The organism is Pantoea sp. X-Soil-YNGN-844, assembly GCF_059730595.1.
Genome location: NZ_AP036007.1, coordinates 845,589 through 863,423, shown reverse-complemented (window position 1 = coordinate 863,423; position 17,835 = coordinate 845,589). Strand labels below are relative to the sequence as shown.

General features: G+C 53.1%; 15 protein-coding genes, 2 tRNA genes and 3 rRNA genes. 11 read left to right on the top strand and 9 right to left on the bottom strand.

Going from position 1 to position 17,835, the window contains the following annotated elements; genetic code table 11:
• Positions 1–17 precede the first annotated feature (17 nt).
• Together gloB and mltD are read left to right on the top strand one after the other, a co-directional pair.
• Complete coding sequence (gene gloB / locus AC6I8C_RS03765) at positions 18–773, top strand: hydroxyacylglutathione hydrolase (RefSeq protein WP_497823305.1); 756 nt, start codon at positions 18–20, stop codon at positions 771–773.
• 71 nt (positions 774–844) lie between these two features.
• Positions 845–2,221 carry a murein transglycosylase D gene (mltD, locus tag AC6I8C_RS03760; protein ID WP_013356866.1) on the top strand — a complete coding sequence of 459 codons (1,377 nt, stop codon included), beginning with the start codon at positions 845–847 and terminating at the stop codon, positions 2,219–2,221.
• Between the two features lie 108 nt (positions 2,222–2,329).
• Here mltD and AC6I8C_RS03755 read toward each other — a convergent pair whose 3' ends face one another.
• Positions 2,330–3,121: an endonuclease/exonuclease/phosphatase family protein gene (locus AC6I8C_RS03755; RefSeq protein ID WP_033732016.1), complete on the bottom strand. Its 792-nt coding sequence runs from the start codon at positions 3,119–3,121 to the stop codon at positions 2,330–2,332.
• Positions 3,122–3,383: 262 nt separating this feature from the next.
• Here AC6I8C_RS03755 and yafC point away from each other — a divergent pair, with 262 nt between their 5' ends.
• On the top strand, positions 3,384–4,286 hold the full coding sequence (yafC, locus tag AC6I8C_RS03750) for a DNA-binding transcriptional regulator YafC (RefSeq protein ID WP_497821641.1): 903 nt from the start codon (positions 3,384–3,386) through the stop codon (positions 4,284–4,286).
• 71 nt (positions 4,287–4,357) lie between these two features.
• On the opposite strand, the gene AC6I8C_RS03745 is transcribed toward yafC, so the two are convergent.
• The 6 genes from AC6I8C_RS03745 to gmhB all read right to left on the bottom strand — a co-directional run bounded on the left by AC6I8C_RS03745 (position 4,358) and on the right by gmhB (position 10,538).
• Positions 4,358–4,434: transfer RNA gene (locus AC6I8C_RS03745), tRNA-Asp, on the bottom strand.
• Between the two features lie 87 nt (positions 4,435–4,521).
• A 5S ribosomal RNA gene (gene rrf, locus AC6I8C_RS03740) occupies positions 4,522–4,637 on the bottom strand.
• Positions 4,638–4,729: 92 nt separating this feature from the next.
• A 23S ribosomal RNA gene (locus tag AC6I8C_RS03735) occupies positions 4,730–7,638 on the bottom strand.
• Between the two features lie 230 nt (positions 7,639–7,868).
• Positions 7,869–7,943, bottom strand: a tRNA-Glu gene (locus AC6I8C_RS03730).
• An 88-nt stretch (positions 7,944–8,031) separates the two neighbouring features.
• Positions 8,032–9,573 (bottom strand): 16S ribosomal RNA (locus AC6I8C_RS03725).
• Together the 16S, 23S and 5S rRNA genes with 2 tRNA genes alongside form the textbook arrangement of a ribosomal RNA operon.
• Before the next feature lie 404 nt (positions 9,574–9,977).
• A complete protein-coding gene (gene gmhB, locus AC6I8C_RS03720) occupies positions 9,978–10,538 on the bottom strand; it encodes a D-glycero-beta-D-manno-heptose 1,7-bisphosphate 7-phosphatase (protein ID WP_061061670.1) in 561 nt (186 codons plus the stop codon).
• 189 nt (positions 10,539–10,727) lie between these two features.
• Here gmhB and metN point away from each other — a divergent pair, with 189 nt between their 5' ends.
• The 6 genes from metN to proS all read left to right on the top strand — a co-directional run bounded on the left by metN (position 10,728) and on the right by proS (position 16,291).
• A complete protein-coding gene (gene metN, locus AC6I8C_RS03715) occupies positions 10,728–11,759 on the top strand; it encodes a methionine ABC transporter ATP-binding protein MetN (protein WP_150010669.1) in 1,032 nt (343 codons plus the stop codon).
• On the top strand, positions 11,752–12,405 hold the full coding sequence (locus tag AC6I8C_RS03710; RefSeq protein WP_009091958.1) for a methionine ABC transporter permease MetI: 654 nt from the start codon (positions 11,752–11,754) through the stop codon (positions 12,403–12,405). The genes metN and AC6I8C_RS03710 overlap by 8 nt, the downstream gene beginning before the upstream one ends.
• A gap of 34 nt (positions 12,406–12,439) precedes the next feature.
• Positions 12,440–13,255, top strand: coding sequence for a MetQ/NlpA family lipoprotein (locus AC6I8C_RS03705; protein WP_013356861.1), 816 nt, complete (start codon positions 12,440–12,442; stop codon positions 13,253–13,255).
• Between the two features lie 128 nt (positions 13,256–13,383).
• Positions 13,384–13,782, top strand: a complete 399-nt coding sequence (gene rcsF, locus AC6I8C_RS03700) for an envelope stress sensor lipoprotein RcsF (protein ID WP_497821640.1) — start codon at positions 13,384–13,386, stop codon at positions 13,780–13,782.
• A complete protein-coding gene (gene tsaA, locus AC6I8C_RS03695) occupies positions 13,779–14,483 on the top strand; it encodes a tRNA (N6-threonylcarbamoyladenosine(37)-N6)-methyltransferase TrmO (protein ID WP_033781942.1) in 705 nt (234 codons plus the stop codon). The genes rcsF and tsaA overlap by 4 nt, the downstream gene beginning before the upstream one ends.
• An 89-nt stretch (positions 14,484–14,572) precedes the next feature.
• Positions 14,573–16,291, top strand: a complete 1,719-nt coding sequence (gene proS / locus AC6I8C_RS03690) for a proline--tRNA ligase (RefSeq protein WP_013356858.1) — start codon at positions 14,573–14,575, stop codon at positions 16,289–16,291.
• Positions 16,292–16,409: 118 nt separating this feature from the next.
• On the opposite strand, the gene arfB is transcribed toward proS, so the two are convergent.
• A complete protein-coding gene (arfB, locus tag AC6I8C_RS03685) occupies positions 16,410–16,820 on the bottom strand; it encodes an alternative ribosome rescue aminoacyl-tRNA hydrolase ArfB (RefSeq protein WP_033731644.1) in 411 nt (136 codons plus the stop codon).
• Positions 16,821–17,037: 217 nt separating this feature from the next.
• Between arfB and AC6I8C_RS03680 the strand changes: the two genes are divergently transcribed.
• Together AC6I8C_RS03680 and rof are read left to right on the top strand one after the other, a co-directional pair.
• Positions 17,038–17,238: a YaeP family protein gene (locus tag AC6I8C_RS03680; protein ID WP_003852623.1), complete on the top strand. Its 201-nt coding sequence runs from the start codon at positions 17,038–17,040 to the stop codon at positions 17,236–17,238.
• Positions 17,225–17,485: a Rho-binding antiterminator gene (gene rof, locus AC6I8C_RS03675; protein WP_013356856.1), complete on the top strand. Its 261-nt coding sequence runs from the start codon at positions 17,225–17,227 to the stop codon at positions 17,483–17,485. Before AC6I8C_RS03680 ends, rof begins: the two co-directional genes overlap by 14 nt.
• Before the next feature lie 40 nt (positions 17,486–17,525).
• Here the strand turns inward: rof and AC6I8C_RS03670 are convergent, their stop codons facing one another.
• Positions 17,526–17,834 carry a c-type cytochrome gene (locus AC6I8C_RS03670; RefSeq protein WP_497821639.1) on the bottom strand — a complete coding sequence of 103 codons (309 nt, stop codon included), beginning with the start codon at positions 17,832–17,834 and terminating at the stop codon, positions 17,526–17,528.
• Position 17,835: the final 1 nt, after the last annotated feature.

The window sequence follows — 17,835 nt, the reverse complement described above, 5'->3', positions numbered from 1 at the left end:
ATCTGCGAGAGGTGATGATGAATCTTACCAGTATTCCTGCGTTGCAGGACAACTACATCTGGACGCTGAATGATGATGAGGGTAAATGCCTGATCGTTGATCCCGGCGAAGCTCAGCCAGTGTTAGAAAAAATGGCATCAAACGGCTGGCAGCCAGTCGCGATTCTGTTGACTCACCACCATAACGACCATACGGGCGGCGTGAAAACATTATGCGAACACTTCCCTCACCTGGAGATTTACGGTCCTCAGGAAACCGAAGCGAAAGGGGCCAGAACGATAGTCAGCGAAGGGGATAAAGTCACCGTACTAGGCCTGACCTTTGAAGTGATCCATACACCTGGTCACACTTTAGGACATATCTCATATTACAGCTCACCTTATCTTTTCTGTGGCGACACTCTCTTTTCAGGCGGCTGCGGACGCCTTTTTGAGGGCACACCAGAGCAGATGTATGATTCGTTTCAAAAGCTTAATCAGCTTCCAGGAGAAACCTTAGTCTGCTGCGCGCATGAATATACTTTATCCAATCTGAAGTTTGCTGCGGCTATTCTGCCCCATGACCCGCAAATAACGGCCGAATACCAGAAAATTAAGGACTTACGTACCAAAAATGGCATTAGTCTGCCAACAAAACTGGCGCACGAACGGTCAATAAATTTATTTCTGCGTACGCAAGACATTGATTTACAAAGGGCATTAAACGTTAACGTTACTGATGAACCGGTATGGCGGACATTTGCCGTTCTACGCGAGAAGAAAGACGCTTTTTGATTTTTCGGGTTGTGTTGTGAAAAGTCGTCACGTATAGTTGCTCGTCTTTTAAGCGAACTATTGACACACACATGAAGGCTAAAGCGATCTTACTCGCCTCAGTCTTGCTGGTAGGATGTCAGGCGTCCAGGAACGATGCCAATATCCCCGAACAGCATGCACAGAGTCTGTCTTCAGCTGGTCAAGGTGAAAATGGAAAGTACGGAGACGAGTTTTTGTCGCCGCGATGGCAGGAAGATGGAACTGGCCTCGCAGCAGACGCAGATCTCTGGAGTTTCATTAGTGACGAGTTGAAGATGGGGATTCCGGAAAATCCGGCAATCCGCGAACAAAAAAGTAAATTTTTAAAAAATAAGAGCTATCTCCACGATGTAACATTACGGGCAGAGCCGTACATGTACTGGATAGTCGAGCAGATACAGAAACGTAAAATGCCGATGGAACTGGTACTGCTACCCATAGTGGAGAGCGCTTTTGACCCTCGCGCAACCTCATCCGCCAATGCCGCTGGTATCTGGCAGATTGTTGCAGCTACGGGTCGAAACTATGGTTTGAAACAAAACCAGTATTACGATGGGCGACGTGATGTAGTCGCATCCACGAAAGTTGCGCTGGATATGATGCAGCGTCTTAACACCATGTTTGACGGTGACTGGTTACTGACCATCGCTGCTTACAACAGTGGTGAAGGACGGGTGCTCAAAGCGATTAAGCAGAATAAGGCGCGCGGTAAGCCGACTGACTTCTGGCATTTATCGCTGCCACGCGAAACGACCGTGTATGTGCCTAAAATGTTAGCGCTGAGTGAACTGCTCAAAAATAACAAGCGTTACGGTATAAAACTGCCGACACCTAATGAAAGTCGTGCTCTGGCACGAGTGGAAGTGGGCCAGCAGATACAGCTGACGCAGGCTGCCGAAATGGCAGGTATGTCGCTCACGAAACTGAAGAGCTTCAATACCGGCTACAAAGGCGGTGCAACAGCGCCAAACGGCCCGCACTATATTATGGTGCCGAAGTCGAACGTCGCAAAACTGCGAAACTCACTGGCTTCCGGTGATATCGCAGCGGTACAGCCTGTGCAGCTTGCGAAAGCCAGCGCGAGTGGCGGGTACAAAGTACGACGGGGTGATACGCTTTCTGGTATCGCCGCTAAACTTGGCGTTAGCGTCTCGACACTGAAGCAGGAAAACAACCTGCGCGGTGCTGATATCCGACCGGGTCAGACACTGACCATCGGTTCGAACGGCACCCGACTGGCTGATAACGGCAACAGCATCACCTACCGTGTTCGTAAGGGTGATTCTCTTGACAGTATTGCCCGTCATCACGGCGTCAATATCAAAGACGTGATGCGCTGGAACAGTGTGCTGGACAGTGCGAAAGATATTCAACCCGGCGATAACTTAACGCTGTTTGTGAATAATAACGCAACACCGGATACCTGATACGTTGAAAAGGCTGACATTTGTCAGCCTTTTTCTTTTATTCATCTGCCGTCGTTTACTCATCCCCGGACGTCCCTCCCCTGCTTCAGGCTTCTTCGTCGCGCCGTATTAGCCGCCTGAACTGAACTCCACCAGTAAGGGGTTATGATCGGAAGCGCGCGTCACCAGTACGGATGCCTCGCTCACTCTGAGATCGCGATAGAAGACGAAATCCAGCGGGCGACCAAACGCTTTGCGGCGGTGATCGGCCGTAAACATCACCTCTTCCAGCTTCATCCGCTGTGCAAACCGGTAGAGCGCATTGATGCGCTGACGGCTCCAGGCATTGAAATCCCCTGCCATGATTACCGGTCCCTGATGATGCATGATCTGTTCGCCGATGGGCCCCAGCTGTTTACTGTAGACGTCGACACCCAGGCTGAAGTTAACCGCATGGATGTTAACCACCATCAGCATTTCTCCTGCTGGCAGCGGATACGCCGTAACCAGCGCCGATTTTGACAGCCTCAGCAGAGGCTCACGCTCGCGTAATGGGCAACAATAGACCGGATGGGCAGAAGCAAGCGTCATCACGCCAGAGGGATGCTGAGGCAGCACAAAGGCAGGCACCTGATCGGCAGCCAGATAATTACTGGTGGCAAACTGCACCAGTTCGGGTGTGGTCTGCGCTTCCTGCAGTAACACCAGATGCGCATCCTTACCAAATCCTTCCAGCACTGACATCCAGTCTGCACGCTGCTGCTTGAAAATATTCCATACCAGAACTTTAAGGTTTGGATGCGCGGGCAACGGTGCGCCGGGTGGCAGTGCCTGGCCGAGATGGAGCATCGCCCCAGGTGGAAAGATCTGTTCCACTGGTTGTCCTGCTACATATCGCATTGCATAAGTTTTTTTGCGCACTTTCCCGCCTGGCTGATAATTCAAAAATACAGTTAACACCTGTCTGTTATAGGGATTCTAGACCGGGGTTTCAATGGATGCAGGTGAATGTCAGAATTCATCACGCTTTTCCAGAATAAAGGCGTTAGTTTAAGCTCGCTAAGCTAAACGAGGCAGAGCCAGGCCACATCAACGGTGCCATCATTGAGGACGCCTGTACTGGTTATGCCAGTATAATCGTTCATAAAATAGCTAAATAAATACGATACTATAGGGCGGAAAAATGAAGGCATCTTCTGACGAACTTAAAGTGTTTGTCAGTGTAGTAGAGAGTGGAAGTTTCAGCCGCGCTGCTGAGCAGTTGCAGATGGCAAACTCTGCCGTCAGCAGAACCATAAAAAAACTGGAAAACAAGCTGGGCATTGCTCTGCTGACCCGTACCACGCGACAGCTGGCACTTACGCAGGAAGGCGAACGCTATTTCCGCCATGTTCAGCGCTTTTTGCAGGAGATGACTACCGCAGAAAGCGATTTGATAGAAAGCTTACAGGAGCCCAAAGGGCTATTGCGCGTTGATGCCGCGACACCGGTTATTCTGCATTTGCTGATGCCGATGGTTAAGCCCTTTCGCCAGCGCTATCCCGGGGTAACACTTTCGTTGATCTCCTCAGAGAGTTTTATCAATCTGATTGAACGGAAAGTGGATATTGCAATTCGTGCCGGCAATCTCACGGACTCAACGCTACGCGCCAGATTGCTGTTTAACAGTTTTCGCAGGGTTGTCGCCTCACCAGCCTATCTCCGTGAGTACGGTGTACCACAAAAGGTGACCGATCTGGATAACCACGCTTGTCTTGGCTTTGAAGAATCCCCGAGGCTCAATCGCTGGCCCATCGCACGTGAAAGCGGCGAACTCTATGACATCGACTGGGCTATCTCTTCAAATAGCGGAGAGACAATTAAGCAGCTCTGTCTTACCGGCAATGGTATTGCCTGTCTGTCAGACTATATGATCGATCGTGAGGTTGCAGAAGGAACACTGGTGGAGGTGCTGGCCGATCAACGTCTGCCGGTCGAGATGCCCTTCAATGCGGTCTACTACAGCGATATCGGTGTGAGTCAGCGTGTGCGGGCTTTTATCGATTTTCTCAGCGAGTGGACAGCTGAGCAGCCGTGGCGCACGTGAGGTCTTTTGAACTGGCTTATTTGCTGCAATGGAAAAAGCCCTGACCGTTAAGTCAGGGCTTTCCAATTAAGTGGCGGAACGGACGGGGCTCGAACCCGCGACCCCCTGCGTGACAGGCAGGTATTCTAACCAACTGAACTACCGCTCCACCGATTCTTTCACGCTTATCAGCAACCGGCTGATAACCGTCTGTTCCCGTTATTTTCCCTGTCAGAGGAAAAGGAACAAATTTGATGCCTGGCAGTTCCCTACTCTCGCATGGGGAGGCCCCACACTACCATCGGCGCTACGGCGTTTCACTTCTGAGTTCGGCATGGGGTCAGGTGGGACCACCGCGCTAAAGCCGCCAGGCAAATTCTGTCTCCGCGCCGCCGCTGAGGGCCGCGCAGAATATCCGGTACAAGGCTGAAAATCGTGTCTCTCAAAAACGCCTCTGGCGTTGTAAGGTTAAGCCTCACGGGTCATTAGTACCGGTTAGCTCAACGCATCGCTGCGCTTACACACCCGGCCTATCAACGTCGTCGTCTTCAACGTCCCTTCAGGACCCTCAAGGGGTCAGGGAGAACTCATCTCGGGGCAAGTTTCGTGCTTAGATGCTTTCAGCACTTATCTTTTCCGCACTTAGCTACCGGGCAATGCCATTGGCATGACAACCCGAACACCAGTGGTGCGTTCACTCCGGTCCTCTCGTACTAGGAGCAACCCCCCTCAATTCTCCAGCGCCCACGGCAGATAGGGACCGAACTGTCTCACGACGTTCTAAACCCAGCTCGCGTACCACTTTAAACGGCGAACAGCCGTACCCTTGGGACCTACTTCAGCCCCAGGATGTGATGAGCCGACATCGAGGTGCCAAACACCGCCGTCGATATGAACTCTTGGGCGGTATCAGCCTGTTATCCCCGGAGTACCTTTTATCCGTTGAGCGATGGCCCTTCCATTCAGAACCACCGGATCACTATGACCTGCTTTCGCACCTGCTCGAGCCGTCACTCTCGCAGTCAAGCCAGCTTATGCCATTGCACTAACCTCACGATGTCCGACCGTGATTAGCTGACCTTCGTGCTCCTCCGTTACTCTTTAGGAGGAGACCGCCCCAGTCAAACTACCCACCAGACACTGTCCGCAGCCCGGATTACGGGCCTACGTTAGAACATCAAACATTAAAGGGTGGTATTTCAAGGTTGGCTCCACGCAGACTGGCGTCCGCGCTTCAAAGCCTCCCACCTATCCTACACATCAAGGCTCAATGTTCAGTGTCAAGCTGTAGTAAAGGTTCACGGGGTCTTTCCGTCTTGCCGCGGGTACACTGCATCTTCACAGCGAGTTCAATTTCACTGAGTCTCGGGTGGAGACAGCCTGGCCATCATTACGCCATTCGTGCAGGTCGGAACTTACCCGACAAGGAATTTCGCTACCTTAGGACCGTTATAGTTACGGCCGCCGTTTACCGGGGCTTCGATCAAGAGCTTCTCCTTGCGGATAACCCCATCAATTAACCTTCCGGCACCGGGCAGGCGTCACACCGTATACGTCCACTTTCGTGTTTGCACAGTGCTGTGTTTTTAATAAACAGTTGCAGCCAGCTGGTATCTTCGACTGGCTTCGGCTCGGGGAGTAAATCCCTCCACCTACGCGCCAGCGTGCCTTCTCCCGAAGTTACGGCACCATTTTGCCTAGTTCCTTCACCCGAGTTCTCTCAAGCGCCTTGGTATTCTCTACCTGACCACCTGTGTCGGTTTGGGGTACGATTCTGTGTTACCTGATGCTTAGAGGCTTTTCCTGGAAGCTGGGCATTTATCACTTCAGCACCGTAGTGCCTCGTCGTCACGCCTCAGCGTTGATAAGGGACCGGATTTACCTGGACCCTCCGCCTACACGCTTAAACCGGGACAACCGTCGCCCGGCTGATATAGCCTTCTCCGTCCCCCCTTCGCAGTAACACCGAGTACAGGAATATTAACCTGTTTCCCATCGACTACGCCTTTCGGCCTCGCCTTAGGGGTCGACTCACCCTGCTCCGATTAACGTTGAACAGGAACCCTTGGTCTTCCGGCGAGCGGGCTTTTCACCCGCTTTATCGTTACTTATGTCAGCATTCGCACTTCTGATACCTCCAGCATGCCTCACAGCACACCTTCGACGGCTTACAGAACGCTCCCCTACCCAACAACGCCTAAGCGTCGCTGCCGCAGCTTCGGTGCATGGTTTAGCCCCGTTACATCTTCCGCGCAGGCCGACTCGACCAGTGAGCTATTACGCTTTCTTTAAATGATGGCTGCTTCTAAGCCAACATCCTGGCTGTCTGTGCCTTCCCACATCGTTTCCCACTTAACCATGACTTTGGGACCTTAGCTGGCGGTCTGGGTTGTTTCCCTCTTCACGACGGACGTTAGCACCCGCCGTGTGTCTCCCGTGATAACATTCTCCGGTATTCGCAGTTTGCATCGGGTTGGTAAGCCGGGATGGCCCCCTAGCCGAAACAGTGCTCTACCCCCGGAGATGAGTTCACGAGGCGCTACCTAAATAGCTTTCGGGGAGAACCAGCTATCTCCCGGTTTGATTGGCCTTTCACCCCCAGCCACAGGTCATCCGCTAATTTTTCAACATTAGTCGGTTCGGTCCTCCAGTTAGTGTTACCCAACCTTCAACCTGCCCATGGCTAGATCACCGGGTTTCGGGTCTATACCCTGCAACTTAACGCCCAGTTAAGACTCGGTTTCCCTGCGGCTCCCCTATACGGTTAACCTTGCTACAGAATATAAGTCGCTGACCCATTATACAAAAGGTACGCAGTCACCCCCATAAAGAAGGCTCCCACTGCTTGTACGTACACGGTTTCAGGTTCTGTTTCACTCCCCTCGCCGGGGTTCTTTTCGCCTTTCCCTCACGGTACTGGTTCACTATCGGTCAGTCAGGAGTATTTAGCCTTGGAGGATGGTCCCCCCATATTCAGACAGGATACCACGTGTCCCGCCTTACTCATCGAGCTCACAGCATATGTGCTTTTGTGTACGGGAGTATCACCCTGTACCCTGCGACTTTCCAGACGCTTCCACTAACACACATGCTGATTCAGGCTCTGGGCTGCTCCCCGTTCGCTCGCCGCTACTGGGGGAATCTCGGTTGATTTCTTTTCCTCGGGGTACTTAGATGTTTCAGTTCCCCCGGTTCGCCTTGCAGCACTATGTATTCATGCTGCAATGATGCACAGAGTGCACCGGGTTTCCCCATTCGGACATCGACGGCTGTAGCGGTTCATATCACCTTACCGTCGCTTTACGCAGATTAGCACGTCCTTCATCGCCTCTGACTGCCTGGGCATCCACCGTGTACGCTTAGTCGCTTAACCTCACAACCCACAGGCGTTTTTCAACGCTGTAAGCTGCAAGCATTTGAGAGACTCGAACGCATCGTATTTTTCATTCTTATTACGGAGAATGAAAACGACACGTCGTTTCAATTTTCAGCTTGTTCCGGATTGTTAAAGAGCAAATATCTCAAACGCGACCCGGCTGCTTACGCAACCCGAACGGTTTTGAGATACTGTATGGAGACACCTTTCACCTGTCACCAAGCAGGTGGCGTCCCCTAGGGGATTCGAACCCCTGTTGCCGCCGTGAAAGGGCGGAGTCCTAACCGCTAGACGAAGGGGACACGATAGTGTCACGACTTCGCAGCCGTCCTGCTCATTACTTTTTATCAGACAATCTGTGTGGACACTGCGCCGGAAGGTATCTTCAGGTAAGGAGGTGATCCAACCGCAGGTTCCCCTACGGTTACCTTGTTACGACTTCACCCCAGTCATGAATCACAAAGTGGTAAGCGCCCTCCCGAAGGTTAAGCTACCTACTTCTTTTGCAACCCACTCCCATGGTGTGACGGGCGGTGTGTACAAGGCCCGGGAACGTATTCACCGTGGCATTCTGATCCACGATTACTAGCGATTCCGACTTCACGGAGTCGAGTTGCAGACTCCGATCCGGACTACGACGCACTTTGTGAGGTCCGCTTGCTCTCGCGAGGTCGCTTCTCTTTGTATGCGCCATTGTAGCACGTGTGTAGCCCTACTCGTAAGGGCCATGATGACTTGACGTCATCCCCACCTTCCTCCGGTTTATCACCGGCAGTCTCCTTTGAGTTCCCGACCGAATCGCTGGCAACAAAGGATAAGGGTTGCGCTCGTTGCGGGACTTAACCCAACATTTCACAACACGAGCTGACGACAGCCATGCAGCACCTGTCTCACGGTTCCCGAAGGCACTAAGGCATCTCTGCCGAATTCCGTGGATGTCAAGAGTAGGTAAGGTTCTTCGCGTTGCATCGAATTAAACCACATGCTCCACCGCTTGTGCGGGCCCCCGTCAATTCATTTGAGTTTTAACCTTGCGGCCGTACTCCCCAGGCGGTCGACTTAACGCGTTAGCTCCGGAAGCCACTCCTCAAGGGAACAACCTCCAAGTCGACATCGTTTACGGCGTGGACTACCAGGGTATCTAATCCTGTTTGCTCCCCACGCTTTCGCACCTGAGCGTCAGTCTTTGTCCAGGGGGCCGCCTTCGCCACCGGTATTCCTCCAGATCTCTACGCATTTCACCGCTACACCTGGAATTCTACCCCCCTCTACAAGACTCAAGCCTGCCAGTTTCAAATGCAGTTCCCAGGTTAAGCCCGGGGATTTCACATCTGACTTAACAGACCGCCTGCGTGCGCTTTACGCCCAGTAATTCCGATTAACGCTTGCACCCTCCGTATTACCGCGGCTGCTGGCACGGAGTTAGCCGGTGCTTCTTCTGCGGGTAACGTCAATCGGCGCGGTTATTAACCGCACCGCCTTCCTCCCCGCTGAAAGTACTTTACAACCCGAAGGCCTTCTTCATACACGCGGCATGGCTGCATCAGGCTTGCGCCCATTGTGCAATATTCCCCACTGCTGCCTCCCGTAGGAGTCTGGACCGTGTCTCAGTTCCAGTGTGGCTGGTCATCCTCTCAGACCAGCTAGGGATCGTCGCCTAGGTGGGCCATTACCCCGCCTACTAGCTAATCCCATCTGGGTTCATCCGATAGTGAGAGGCCCGAAGGTCCCCCTCTTTGGTCTTGCGACGTTATGCGGTATTAGCCACCGTTTCCAGTGGTTATCCCCCTCTATCGGGCAGATCCCCAGACATTACTCACCCGTCCGCCACTCGTCACCCAAGGAGCAAGCTCCTCTGTGCTACCGTCCGACTTGCATGTGTTAGGCCTGCCGCCAGCGTTCAATCTGAGCCATGATCAAACTCTTCAATTTAAGTTTGATTTGCTTAAACAAGTTAAGCGGTGCTCATCTGTAAAACGTCATAATGAATTTCATTATGTGTTCACTCGTGAGGCTTTGATATTTTTTGCGTCCGGAGACGCTGATATCAATCCTGCGAGTGCCCACACAGATTGTCTGATAAATTGTTAAAGAGCAGTGCGAACAGTGCGTTAGCGTCCTGTCGCGAGGTGGCGTATATTACGCTTTCCTCCTGCAGAGTCAACCTCTTTCTCAGAAGTTTTTCTCCGGCGGCGCAGTCTCCTGTGCCTCTCAACCCGTTTCCCGTTGCCGGTGTTCCGTGTCGATGGAGGCGCATTATAGGAACGGCTCAGATAGCGCAAGTGCAAATTGAGACTTTTTTGCTGTTCGTCTGAAATTTGCACAAAAGCGCCGTTTTAGCCCTGTTTAATGCGTGCTGGCAGCTCTGCGAGGCTATTAATCACCCAGTCTGCTGCAGCTTCACCTTCAGCCGTGACGGGTTTACCGCTACGCACCAGCACTTTGGTGCCAACACCGGCAGCCTTTCCTGCCAGCATATCTTCCAGCTTGTCGCCCACCATATAAGAAGCAGCCATATCAATATGCAGCTCTTCCTGTGCGGTCAGCAGCATGCCAGGCTGTGGCTTACGGCAATCACATTCCTGACGGAACTCTTCAACTGTTGCTTCGGGATGGTGAGGACAGAAATAGATGCCATCAAGATCGACGTCGCGATCGGCCAGCGACCAGTCCATCCACTCTGTCAGACGCATAAAGGTATCTTCGGTAAACATACCGCGCGCTATGCCAGACTGATTGGTCACGACCACCAGCGCATATCCCATTGCCTTCAGTTGCTGCAGCGCTTCAATTGTGCCGTCAATAAACTGGAAGTCATCGATCTCATGAACATAGCCACTGTCGACATTAAGGGTGCCATCACGATCAAGAAAAATAGCGGGGACTTTATTCGCCACGTAGAAACTCCTGCTGTAAAAATTGCCGATCAGTATCGCATGATTGCTATAAAAGGGAGAATGTGAGATTGAATCACTTCCATTGATTCAGACGTCTGGATGCCTTACCATCCATCCAGCTTTTATAGCGATTAAAAGTGACGAGGCTTCCCACACCACGGACAACGCAACACGATAATTAATAACATAATGATTAAACTAGAAAATATTACCAAGGTGTTTCAGCAGGGCTCGCGGACTATTCCGGCATTAACGGATGTCAGCCTGCACGTGCCTGCCGGACAGATTTATGGCGTTATCGGCGCTTCCGGTGCCGGTAAAAGTACATTGATTCGTTGTGTGAATCTGCTGGAGCGCCCCACTTCAGGCCGCGTACTGGTCGACGGAGCCGATCTGACTGCACTTAATGAGCGTCAGTTAACCCAGGCGCGCCGCCAGATTGGCATGATCTTCCAGCACTTTAACCTGATGAACTCCCGCACCGTCGCGGGCAACGTTTCTCTGCCACTGGAACTCGGTAATCTCTCCCGCGCCCAGATCAACGCTCGCGTTACTGAGCTGCTGGAACTGGTGGGGTTGTCCGATAAACATGATGCCTGGCCTGCCAATCTCTCGGGCGGTCAGAAGCAGCGTGTCGCGATTGCCCGTGCGCTGGCCAGCAATCCTAAGGTTCTGCTGTGTGATGAAGCCACCAGCGCACTGGATCCCGCGACAACCCGCTCTATTCTGGAATTGCTGAAAGATATCAACCGCCGGCTTGGACTGACGATTCTCCTGATCACTCATGAGATGGATGTGGTGAAACGCATCTGCGATCAGGTTGCGGTCATCAGTCACGGTGAGCTGATCGAGAAAGATAGCGTCAGTGAAGTGTTCTCACACCCTAAGACGCCGCTGGCGCAGCAGTTTATTCAGTCGACCCTGCATCTGGATATTCCGGATGATTACCAGCAGCGTCTTTCAGCCACTGCTACTGAAGGCACCGTGCCCCTGCTGCGACTGGAGTTCACCGGTAAATCAGTTGATGCGCCACTGCTTTCTGAAGCGGCCCGCCGTTACAACGTGAATAACAACATTATCAGTGCCCAGATGGATTACGCCGGTGGTGTGAAGTTCGGCATTATGCTGGCCGAAATGCACGGCGCAGAAAGCGATACGCGCGAGGCGATAGCCTGGCTGAAGGAGAATCATGTGAAAGTAGAGGTGCTGGGTTATGTCTGAAGCGATGATGTGGTTGCTGGGACGGGGCGTATGGGAAACGCTGATGATGACCTTCGTCTCAGGCTTTTTCGGTTTTGTACTGGGCCTGCCGGTCGGCGTTTTACTTTATGTCACCCGTCCAGGGCAGATTCTGCAGAATCAGGGGCTGTACCGCGTGCTCTCCGCGCTGGTGAATATCTTCCGCTCCATTCCTTTCATTATCTTACTGGTCTGGATGATTCCTTTTACCCGCGTTATTGTCGGCACTTCCATCGGACTGCAGGCAGCCATCGTGCCGCTGACCGTCGGCGCTGCACCGTTTATTGCGCGTATGGTTGAAAATGCCTTGCTGGAACTGCCTACCGGTCTGATTGAAGCATCACGTGCCATGGGCGCTACGCCAATGCAAATCGTCCGTAAGGTCCTGCTGCCGGAAGCGATGCCAGGCCTGGTGAATGCCGCCACCATTACCCTGATTACCCTGGTCGGTTACTCTGCCATGGGTGGCGCAGTGGGTGCCGGTGGTCTGGGTCAGATCGGCTATCAGTATGGTTATATCGGATACAACGCCACAGTGATGAATACGGTATTGGTGTTGTTAGTGGTTTTGGTGTATCTCATTCAATTCTGTGGCGACCGCATCGTGCGTGCAGTGTCCCATAAGTAAGCCCGCAATCTCACATTATTAAGAAGGAAAGGATATGTCTTTCAGATTCAAAAAAATTGCCGCTGTGGGTGCACTGATTGGCGCGATTGCGCTGGCAGGATGCGATCAAAAAGAGAAAGACGCTAACCACATCAAAGTGGGCGTCATTGTCGGTGCTGAGCAGCAGGTTGCTGAAGCAGCACAGAAAGTGGCTAAAGAGAAGTATGGTCTGGACGTTGAGCTGGTCACGTTTAACGACTACGTGCTGCCGAATGAAGCGCTGAGCAAAGGCGATATTGACGTTAATGCCTTCCAGCACAAACCGTATCTGGATCAGCAGATCAAAGATCGTGGTTACAAGCTGGTTTCAGTGGGTAACTCTTTCGTCTACCCGATTGCGGGCTATTCGAAGAAGATCAAGTCACTGGATGAGCTGCAGGATGGCGCACAGGTTGCCATTCCGAATGACCCGACCAACCTGGGTCGTACGCTGCTGCTGCTGCAGAAAGTGGGTCTGATCAAACTGAAAGATGGCGTGGGCTTGCTGCCAACCTCACTGGATATAACTGAGAATCCTAAGCATCTGAAAATCGTTGAGCTGGAAGCGCCACAGCTGCCGCGCTCATTAGACGATCAGCAGATCGCGCTGGCCGTAATCAATACCACTTACGCCAGCCAGATTGGCCTGACCCCGGCTAAAGATGGCATTTTCGTCGAAGATAAAGATTCGCCTTACGTGAACCTGATTGTTGCCCGCGAAGATAATAAAGATGCGGAAAACGTGAAGAAGTTCGTTCAGGCTTACCAGTCTGACGAAGTGAACGAAGCCGCTAACAAAGTCTTTAACGGCGGCGCGGTCAAAGGCTGGTAATTCAGCTATTCATCTCCTTAAGGGCGACGCTATGTCGCCCTTTCTGCTATTGGGTACCCTGCCCGACTTGTTATTTATTCCCGTCCTTGTTTCAATAACGCCACTTTTTGAAACCTGAGGATGTTGCCATGCGTTTTTTACCGCTCTGCTTGTTAGCATTGATGCTGACAGGGTGTGTTCATGAGTATCACCCGATAAGCAGCGCACCGTCCCGGCCGCAGCAATCCAGCCAACCGACCCGCAAACCCGTGGTACGACCGGCCCCGGTTAAGCTCTATACCGATGCCGCCGATCTGGTCAGTAAACCGTTCCGCGATCTGGGCGAAGTCTCCGCTGAAGATTGCCAGATGAGTAATCAGAACTCCCCGGCCAACATCGCCACAGCACGTAAACGTCTGCAGATCAAAGCCTCACAGATGAAAGCCAATGCGGTGCTGCTGCATCAGTGTGAAATCGTCACCGGCACGCCGGGCTGCTATCGTCAGGCCGTCTGCCAGGGTTCAGCGCTGAAAGTCAGCAATCAATGAGTGAATTCGCCTTTGCGCAAATTGGGGTAATCCGTTCACCGTGGAAAGAGAAGTTTGCCGTGCCGCGCCAGCCAGGTCTGGTGCAGGATGGTGGCGGCGAACTTCACCTGCTGCCCCCCTACAATCAGCCGGAAGCCGTTCGCGGGCTGGAAGACTTTAGTCACCTCTGGCTGCTGTTTGTCTTCCATCAGACGATGGCGGGCGGCTGGCGTCCTACGGTTCGCCCTCCCCGGCTGGGCGGCAATGCGCGCATGGGTGTTTTTGCGACACGTTCAACGTTCCGTCCTAACCCGATTGGCATGTCGCTGGTTGAACTGAAAGGGATCAGGATTGAAAAACAGCAGGTGATCCTGCAGCTTGGCAGTCTGGATCTGGTCGATGGCACGCCGGTGGTGGATATCAAACCTTATCTGCCCTTTGCCGAAGCGCTGCCTCATGCGCAGGCCGGCTTTGCTCAGGCGGCACCGGCAGCGGATATGCCGGTTCGCTTCTCCGCGCTGGCCCAGCAACAGCTTCAGCAGCAGTCGCGCTACCCCAATCTCGCACGCTTTATCAGTGAGGTACTGGCACAGGACCCTCGTCCCGCTTACCGTCAGGGTGAAACGCAGGAGCGGGAATATGCGGCCTTGCTGATGGATTTTAATGTACGCTGGCGCATTGACGATGCCGGTACTGAAGTGATCGCTATCGACCCGCGTTAAAACCCGCTTTTGAGCCGGTGATCTCGCTGGTACACTAGCCGCCAGCAAAATTCTGTCTGTGACTTTCCGATCAACTGGAACCGTAATCAATGCGTACTACTCAATATCTGCTCTCTACTCAGAAAGAGACGCCTTCCGACGCTGAAGTGATCAGCCACCAGCTGATGCTGCGCGCCGGTATGATCCGCAAACTGGCTTCTGGCTTGTACACCTGGTTACCGACCGGTGTTCGCGTGCTGAAGAAAGTCGAAAATATCGTGCGCGAAGAGATGAACAACGCGGGCGCGGTTGAGATTTTAATGCCGGTTGTGCAGCCCGCCGACCTGTGGCAGGAGAGCGGTCGCTGGGAGGAGTATGGCCCGGAACTGTTACGTATTGCCGATCGCCACGAGCGTCCTTTCGTGCTGGGTCCGACGCATGAAGAAGTAGTCACTGACCTGATCCGCAATGAGCTGAGCTCTTATAAGCAACTGCCGCTCAACCTGTATCAGATTCAGACCAAATTCCGTGATGAAGTGCGTCCACGCTTTGGCGTGATGCGTTCACGCGAGTTCATCATGAAAGATGCTTACTCATTCCACGTTTCACAGGAATCGCTGCAGGAAACGTATGATGCGATGTATCGCGCCTATAGCCAGATCTTTAGCCGTATGGGACTGGATTTTCGTGCCGTGCAGGCCGACACCGGCTCTATCGGCGGCAGCGCATCACATGAGTTCCAGGTGCTGGCGCAGAGCGGTGAAGATGATGTGATCTTCTCTACCGATTCTGATTACGCCGCCAACATTGAGCTGGCCGAAGCCGTCGCCCCCGCCGGTGAACGTGCCGCGCCGTCGCAGGAGATGCAACTGGTCGAGACGCCAGATGCCAAAACCATCGCGGAGCTGGTTGAGCAATTTAGTGTTCCTGTCGAAAAGACAGTGAAAACGCTGATTGTTAAAGGTGCTGAAGAGAGCGGTCATGCGCTGGTTGCCCTGCTGGTTCGCGGCGATCATCAGCTGAATGAGATCAAAGCAGAGAAATCAGCTATCGTTGCATCACCGCTGGTGTTTGCGACAGAAGAAGAAATTCGCGCGGCAGTGGGAGCCGGTCCGGGTTCCATTGGACCCGTAGGTCTGCAGATGCCAATCATTGCTGACCGTACCGTGGCGAAGATGAGCGACTTCAGCGCCGGTGCCAACGTCGATGGTAAGCATTATTTCGGCATTAACTGGGAGCGCGATCTGCCGCTGGCCAGCGTTGCAGATATCCGTAACGTGGTCGAAGGCGATTTAAGCCCGGATGGTAAAGGTACGCTGCAGATTAAACGCGGCATCGAAGTCGGTCACATCTTCCAGCTCGGCACCAAGTATTCTGACGCGCTGAAAGCCTCCGTTCAGGGTGAAGATGGCCGTAATCAGGTGATGAGCATGGGCTGCTACGGCATCGGTATCACTCGCGTGGTTGCCGCAGCCATTGAGCAGAACCATGACGATCGCGGCATCATCTGGCCAGATGCACTGGCACCGTTCGAGGTGGCGATTCTGCCGATGAATATGCAGAAATCGTTCCGCGTTAAAGAGCTGGCGGAAGAGCTGTATGCCACCCTGCGTGCCAAAGGCGTTGAAGTTATCCTGGATGACCGTAAAGAGCGTCCGGGCGTGATGTTCGCAGATATGGAACTGATCGGTGTGCCACACACCATCGTCATCGGCGACCGCAATCTCGACAATCAGGAGATTGAATATAAATCACGTCGCGCCGGTGAGAAGCAGATGATTAAGCAGGATGAAATCGTTGATTTCCTGCTGAAGGCTCTGAATAAGTAAGCTTTGAAGGAACGGTCAGATGCCTCTCCTGAGGGGCGTCTGATAGCTGAAGAGTTTGCCCGGTTGCTTTGAGACCGGGCCTGCCCAGGAAACAAACGCCCCGCCTGCGGGGCGTTTTTTATTGCACCCTGCCGCGCATCGCTTTCGTCGAACTGCGTCGCGCTTTCCCTTCCAGACGACGCTCTTTCGACGCGCGGGTCGGGCGCGTGGCGCGCCGGGCTTTTTCGACAGTGCTCAGCTCCCGGATCAGATTGACCAGACGCTGCAATGCCGCTTCGCGATTCATTTCCTGACTACGATACTCCTGCGCCTTGATCACCACCACGCCCTCACCGGTAATCAGATGATGGCTGGCGGTGAGCAACCGCTCTTTATAAAACGCAGGCAGTGAAGAGGCCGCAATATCGAAGCGCAGATGAATGGCGGTACTGGCTTTGTTGACATGTTGTCCGCCCGCCCCCTGGGCACGAATCGCCGTCAGCTCGATCTCACTCTCCGGAATCTCAACCGAACGGGATAGCATAATCATTAGCACGCTCCCCACACCTTAATCACGTTGACCTCCGATAACCTGTTCATCAAATTAACCTTTTGTGCTCTGATTCATTCCGCCTCAGACAGCGGAATCTGTCACTTTAGCAGTGATTCGCGCACTGATCCTGCTTTACGCAGGCTGATTTCCTCTAAATGGCTATGATATAGTCGCCAGTTAACCAGAGTATTTACGCTCTGCTGAGGAGGGCCACGTGCAAAATTATTGTGAGTTAGTTCGCCGGAAATATGCCGAAATCGGCAGCGGGGATTTAGGTTACATACCGGATGCGATTGGCTGCGCATTAAAGGCGCTTAATGATATTGCCGCAAATACTGAGCTAAACTCTTCTGTCAGGGAACAGGCGGCTTACGCCGCTGCTAACTTATTGGTGAGCGACTATGTTGATAAATGAAGCGTACCAACCTATCAATTGCGATGATTACGATAATCTGGAGCTCGCCTGCCAGAACCAATGGATGCTGTCGCTGGAAATGAAAGATGGCGAGCAGCTCAAGGCAAAGGCTAAAGAGATCTTCTCACGCAAAAATGTGGAATATCTGGCTATCGATCTTTCCGGTGAGCATCGCGAATTACGTCTCGACCATATCGCCAGCTTTACCCATCCCGAACTGGGTACGGTCGTGGTCAGCGCAGAGTAATCCACGTATTCCGGGCGGGACCTTCCCGCCCTGTTAAACGTCAGGGCTGTAACGAACCGTAGTACGCCGCCAGATCCGCCATATCACTATCGCTTAATCCCGCCACAAACGCCTTCATGACCTCAGCCTGACCGCCACTGCGTTCGCCCTTTTTGTACGCCTGCATCGCATGCTCCAGATAAGGGGCGTGTTGTCCTGCCAGGTTTGGGTAGAGCGGCACCGCCGCTTTGCCCGCTGCGCCATGACACGCCATACAACTGGCCGCTTTTTCTGCGCCGCGCTGCGCATCACCCGCCGCCCATGCCGGTAATACGGCGGCCACTAAACAGACGATAAGCCATTGCTTCATT

What these genes read in the sequence shown, in the direction of transcription:
- yafC (WP_497821641.1), top strand. Translation starts at nt 3,384, where the DNA reads ATGAAGGCATCTTCTGACGAACTTAAAGTGTTTGTCAGTGTAGTAGAG.
- proS (WP_013356858.1), top strand. Translation starts at nt 14,573, where the DNA reads ATGCGTACTACTCAATATCTGCTCTCTACTCAGAAAGAGACGCCTTCC.
- arfB (WP_033731644.1), bottom strand. Translation starts at nt 16,820, where the DNA reads ATGATTATGCTATCCCGTTCGGTTGAGATTCCGGAGAGTGAGATCGAG.
- AC6I8C_RS03670 (WP_497821639.1), bottom strand. Translation starts at nt 17,834, where the DNA reads ATGAAGCAATGGCTTATCGTCTGTTTAGTGGCCGCCGTATTACCGGCA.
- gloB (WP_497823305.1), top strand. Translation starts at nt 18, where the DNA reads ATGAATCTTACCAGTATTCCTGCGTTGCAGGACAACTACATCTGGACG.
- tsaA (WP_033781942.1), top strand. Translation starts at nt 13,779, where the DNA reads ATGAGTGAATTCGCCTTTGCGCAAATTGGGGTAATCCGTTCACCGTGG.
- AC6I8C_RS03710 (WP_009091958.1), top strand. Translation starts at nt 11,752, where the DNA reads ATGTCTGAAGCGATGATGTGGTTGCTGGGACGGGGCGTATGGGAAACG.
- metN (WP_150010669.1), top strand. Translation starts at nt 10,728, where the DNA reads ATGATTAAACTAGAAAATATTACCAAGGTGTTTCAGCAGGGCTCGCGG.
- rof (WP_013356856.1), top strand. Translation starts at nt 17,225, where the DNA reads ATGTTGATAAATGAAGCGTACCAACCTATCAATTGCGATGATTACGAT.
- rcsF (WP_497821640.1), top strand. Translation starts at nt 13,384, where the DNA reads ATGCGTTTTTTACCGCTCTGCTTGTTAGCATTGATGCTGACAGGGTGT.
- AC6I8C_RS03705 (WP_013356861.1), top strand. Translation starts at nt 12,440, where the DNA reads ATGTCTTTCAGATTCAAAAAAATTGCCGCTGTGGGTGCACTGATTGGC.
- mltD (WP_013356866.1), top strand. Translation starts at nt 845, where the DNA reads ATGAAGGCTAAAGCGATCTTACTCGCCTCAGTCTTGCTGGTAGGATGT.